Source organism: uncultured Salinicola sp., from assembly GCF_937921195.1.
Lineage (GTDB): Bacteria > Pseudomonadota > Gammaproteobacteria > Pseudomonadales > Halomonadaceae > Salinicola.
In genome coordinates, this window is record NZ_CALFQK010000042.1 from 1 (window position 1) to 4408 (window position 4408).

Sequence of the window (4408 nt, forward strand, 5' to 3'; positions counted from 1 at the left end):
TTCGACAGGTTTTCCATGACACGATATATCTTCGTGACCGGCGGCGTTGTGTCCTCACTGGGCAAGGGCATTGCGTCCGCTTCGCTGGCTGCGATTCTCGAGGCACGCGGCCTCAAGGTCACCATCCTCAAGCTGGATCCGTACATCAACGTCGATCCGGGCACCATGAGCCCGTTTCAGCATGGCGAGGTGTTCGTCACCGAGGATGGCGCGGAAACCGATCTCGACCTGGGTCACTACGAGCGCTTCATCCGCACCAAGATGACCCAGAGCAACAACTTCACCACCGGTCGGGTCTACGAGCACGTGCTGCGCAAGGAGCGCCGTGGTGACTATCTCGGCGGTACGGTGCAGGTGATTCCGCACATCACCGACGAGATCAAGCATCGTGTGGTCAAGGGTGGGGAAGGTTACGACGTGGCGCTGGTGGAGATCGGCGGCACCGTGGGCGACATCGAATCGCTGCCGTTTCTGGAGTCGATTCGCCAGCTGCGCAGCGAGGTCGGCGCCAATCGCGCCCTGTTCATGCACCTGACGCTGGTGCCCTACATCAAGACCGCCGGCGAGACCAAGACCAAGCCGACCCAGCACAGCGTCAAGGAGCTGCGCTCGATCGGGATCCAGCCCGACATCCTGATCTGCCGCAGCGAGGTCGAGCTCGAGGAGAGCGAGCGGCGCAAGATCGCGCTGTTCACCAACGTCGAGGAGCGTGCCGTCATCCCGCTGCAGGATGCCGACACCATCTATCGTATTCCGCTGATGCTGCACGAGCAGGGGCTCGACGAGATCGTCTGCGACAAGTTCCGTCTCGACGCCCCCCAGGCGGACCTGGCCGAGTGGATCCATGTGCTCGATGCCAAGCTCAATCCGCTCAAGACGATCAACATCGCCATGGTCGGCAAGTACATGGAGCTGCTCGATGCCTACAAGTCGCTCAACGAGGCGCTGATTCACGCCGGCATCCAGACGCGGGTGAAGGTCAACGTCGAGTACATCGATTCGGAACTGATCGAACGCCACGGCACCGAACGCCTGGCCGGAAAGGATGCGATTCTGGTCCCGGGCGGCTTCGGCGAACGGGGCGTGGAAGGCAAGATCCAGACCGCCCGTTTCGCCCGCGAGAACGACATTCCCTACCTCGGGATCTGCCTCGGCATGCAGGTGGCGGTGATCGAGTTCGCGCGCCACGTGGCGGGCTGGGAGGATGCCAACTCCACCGAGTTCACCCGCGAGACCCAGCACCCGGTGGTCGGCCTGATCACCGAGTGGATCAATCCCGAAGGGCAGATCGAACTGCGCGACGAGGCTTCCGACCTGGGCGGCACCATGCGCCTCGGCGGCCAGGAGTGCCGACTCAAGCCGGGTTCCAGGGCGCACGAAGTCTACGGGCTGGACACCATCACCGAGCGTCACCGCCACCGTTTCGAGGTCAACGAGCAGTTCGTCGAGCAGCTCGAGGCGGCGGGCCTGGTCGTCTCCGGCAAGAGCGGCGACCAGGCGCTGGTCGAGATGATCGAGCTGCCGGATCATCCCTGGTTCGTGGCGTGCCAGTTCCACCCGGAGTTCACCTCGACGCCGCGCGACGGCCATCCGCTGTTCACCGGCTTCGTCAATGCGGCGCTGGAGCACAAGGCGAGCCGCCAGCGCCAGCACGGCATGGCCCATCAGGAGTGACCGAATGACCCGGCGGGGGATGAAGCGATTCATCCCCCGCTGTCGTTGGAGAGGCTGGACCTGGGATGCCTGGGCTGGCTAAGCTCCGGAACTGCTAACATGATGGAATCACCGCGCCCGGACCCCCTCGCCGGGAACCGGGCGCTTCACGCTCGATGTACCGAGTGATCAACCAAAAGAGCTTTCAACCGACAGGACAACGCAACATGGCTGAGATCGTTGATATCCGCGCCCTCGAAGTGCTCGATTCCCGCGGCAACCCCACCGTGCAGGCGCAAGTCACCCTGAGTGGCGGCATCACGGGCAGCGCCTGCGCGCCCAGCGGCGCTTCCACCGGTTCCCGTGAAGCGCTGGAGCTGCGCGACGGCGACAAGTCGCGCTATCTGGGCAAGGGCGTGCTGAAGGCCGTCGATGCGGTCAATGGCAAGATCCGCGAGCGGCTGATGGGTATGGATGCCAGCGACCAGCGCGCCCTCGACGACGCCATGCTGGCGCTGGACGGTACCGACAACAAGGCGAGTCTCGGCGCCAACGCGATTCTCGCGGTGTCGCTGGCCGCGGCCAAGGCGGCGGCAACGGAGAAGGGCGTGCCGCTCTACGCCCACATCGCCGAACTCTACGGCCAGCCGGGGCGCTACACCATGCCGGTGCCGATGATGAACATCCTCAACGGTGGCGAGCATGCCGACAACAACGTCGACATCCAGGAGTTCATGGTCCAGCCGGTCGGTGCCCCCAACTTCCGTGAAGCGCTGCGCATGGGCGCCGAGATCTTTCACTCGCTGAAGAAGGTGCTGTCCGCCAAAGGGCTCTCCACGTCAGTCGGCGACGAGGGCGGTTTCGCGCCGAACCTCTCCTCCAACGCCGAGGCCCTGGCGGTGATCGAGCAGGCGGTCGGCGATGCCGGTTACCACTTGGGCAAGGACGTCACCCTGGCACTTGACTGCGCCTCCAGCGAATTCTTCAAGGATGGCACCTACGACCTCGCCGGCGAGGGCAAGCAGTACGATGCCGCAGGCTTCACCGACTACCTGGCGGATCTCTGCGACCAGTATCCGATCGTCTCCATCGAGGACGGCATGGACGAGTCGGACTGGGATGGCTGGAAGGCGCTGACCGAGAAGCTGGGCGACAAGATTCAACTGGTCGGTGACGACCTGTTCGTCACCAACACCCGGATCCTGAAGCGCGGTATCGACGAGCAGATCGGCAATTCGATTCTGATCAAGTTCAACCAGATCGGCTCGCTCTCCGAGACCCTGGATGCGATCAGGATGGCCCAGGATGCCGGTTTCACCGCGGTGATCTCGCATCGCAGCGGCGAAACCGAAGACACCACCATCGCCGATCTCGCCGTGGGCACCGCCGCCGGCCAGATCAAGACCGGTTCGCTGTGCCGCTCCGACCGTGTGGCCAAGTACAACCGCCTGCTGGTGATCGAGCAGGAGCTGGGTGAGAAAGCCGCCTATCCGGGCCTGAAGGCGATCAAAGGGCAGTAAAATCGCTGTAGACCGATAAACCAGGAAGGCCGCTCATCGAGCGGCCTTCCTGCGTTCTTCGGCGGCGAACGCTGATTTGCGTAATAGCAAATCAGCGTTCGAGCAGCTCGATCTTGTTGGGCTTGCCATCCCACTCCTTGGCATCTTCCGGCGGATCCTTCTGCTCGGCGATGTTGGGCCACACTTCGGCGAGCTCGGCGTTGAGCTCGATGAACTGCTGCTGGCCGTCAGGCAGCTCGTCTTCCGAGAAGATCGCTTCGGCGGGGCACTCCGGCTCGCACAGTGCGCAATCGATGCACTCGTCGGGGTGAATGACGAGGAAATTGGGGCCCTCGTAGAAACAGTCCACCGGGCAGACTTCGACGCAGTCGGTGTATTTGCACTTGATGCAGTTCTCGGTGACGACGAACGTCATGGGTGTTCTCTCCTGATTGACGGCCCGGTCGTGGCCCCTGTCTCGATCTCTCGCTATCACGATCTCGGCGGATAGGATTTTTCGTGTTCACCGCTCGCGCAGTGCCGCCGACACTATTCGAATGGCGCCATATTCTAGGCGGCCGGCGCCAGCCCCGGCAAGCCGCCACCTGGAACATCGAGGAATGGCGTTATAGCCGCGAGTGCCGTATGTGGCCAGTGGGTACCTTCCGCTTGGCTCATGCTCCCCTCTTCATTGCTATTGAGGGGAACATCATGTCCTTTCGCTGTATTGGTCTCTTTATCGATATCAACGATGTCAGAGCTTTGAGTCGTAAGGGACTGGCCAGTCGTGTTGTTGCTGGTCACGGAGATGACCTGCCGTGTCGTTTTGCTCTAACGGACGTAGCGATCAATGAAGCAGCTTGGTTGCTTCATTACACACATCACGATGTGGAAACTCCTTACCGTGCATCAGGGCCCGTTTTCATCGGGGAAGCTGCCTTGCTTCAGAAATGGACAAGCGGTGTCGTCCCTCCGTCCTTACTAAAAAGGTCGCTCTCTATTCGCGCATATGATGCACACGGTTGGCTCACTGCGGCAGCTTTGAGCCAAGGAGCTGACCTTGTTCAGGAAATCGAAAGGCTCTGGTCTGAGACCAGAACCGATTATCTCCATATCCACTATGCTGCTACCGGATGTTACGCCTGCCGTGTGGAGCGTGCTTAACGATATATCCTCTCATCGAATTTCTTTGAATCGGTAAAGCAGATCCAGCGCCGCCCGGGGCGTCAGCGAGTCGATATCCAGCGACTCCAGTG

At 61.7% G+C, this 4408-nt stretch carries 4 protein-coding genes; 3 read left to right on the top strand and 1 reads right to left on the bottom strand.

Translation table 11 applies throughout. The features are described 5' to 3' along the window. Positions 1-15 precede the first annotated feature (15 nt). Together Q0602_RS03650 and eno are read left to right on the top strand one after the other, a co-directional pair. On the top strand, positions 16-1674 hold the full coding sequence (locus Q0602_RS03650) for a CTP synthase (RefSeq protein WP_298839157.1): 1659 nt from the start codon (positions 16-18) through the stop codon (positions 1672-1674). A 206-nt stretch (positions 1675-1880) separates the two neighbouring features. Next, positions 1881-3173, top strand: coding sequence for a phosphopyruvate hydratase (eno, locus tag Q0602_RS03655; RefSeq protein WP_298839150.1), 1293 nt, complete (start codon positions 1881-1883; stop codon positions 3171-3173). Between the two features lie 91 nt (positions 3174-3264). On the opposite strand, the gene fdxA is transcribed toward eno, so the two are convergent. Then, positions 3265-3588 carry a ferredoxin FdxA gene (fdxA, locus tag Q0602_RS03660; protein ID WP_149434537.1) on the bottom strand — a complete coding sequence of 108 codons (324 nt, stop codon included), beginning with the start codon at positions 3586-3588 and terminating at the stop codon, positions 3265-3267. Positions 3589-3671: 83 nt separating this feature from the next. Here fdxA and Q0602_RS03665 point away from each other — a divergent pair, with 83 nt between their 5' ends. Then, positions 3672-4316 (top strand): DUF1203 domain-containing protein, encoded by a 645-nt coding sequence (locus Q0602_RS03665; RefSeq protein WP_298839154.1) that lies wholly within the window; start codon positions 3672-3674, stop codon positions 4314-4316. The last annotated feature ends 92 nt before the right edge of the window (positions 4317-4408 follow it).

Bases quoted from the DNA above. Each gene is read 5' to 3' on its own strand.
- Q0602_RS03650 (WP_298839157.1), top strand. From the start codon at position 16: ATGACACGATATATCTTCGTGACCGGCGGCGTTGTGTCCTCACTGGGC.
- eno (WP_298839150.1), top strand. From the start codon at position 1,881: ATGGCTGAGATCGTTGATATCCGCGCCCTCGAAGTGCTCGATTCCCGC.
- fdxA (WP_149434537.1), bottom strand. From the start codon at position 3,588: ATGACGTTCGTCGTCACCGAGAACTGCATCAAGTGCAAATACACCGAC.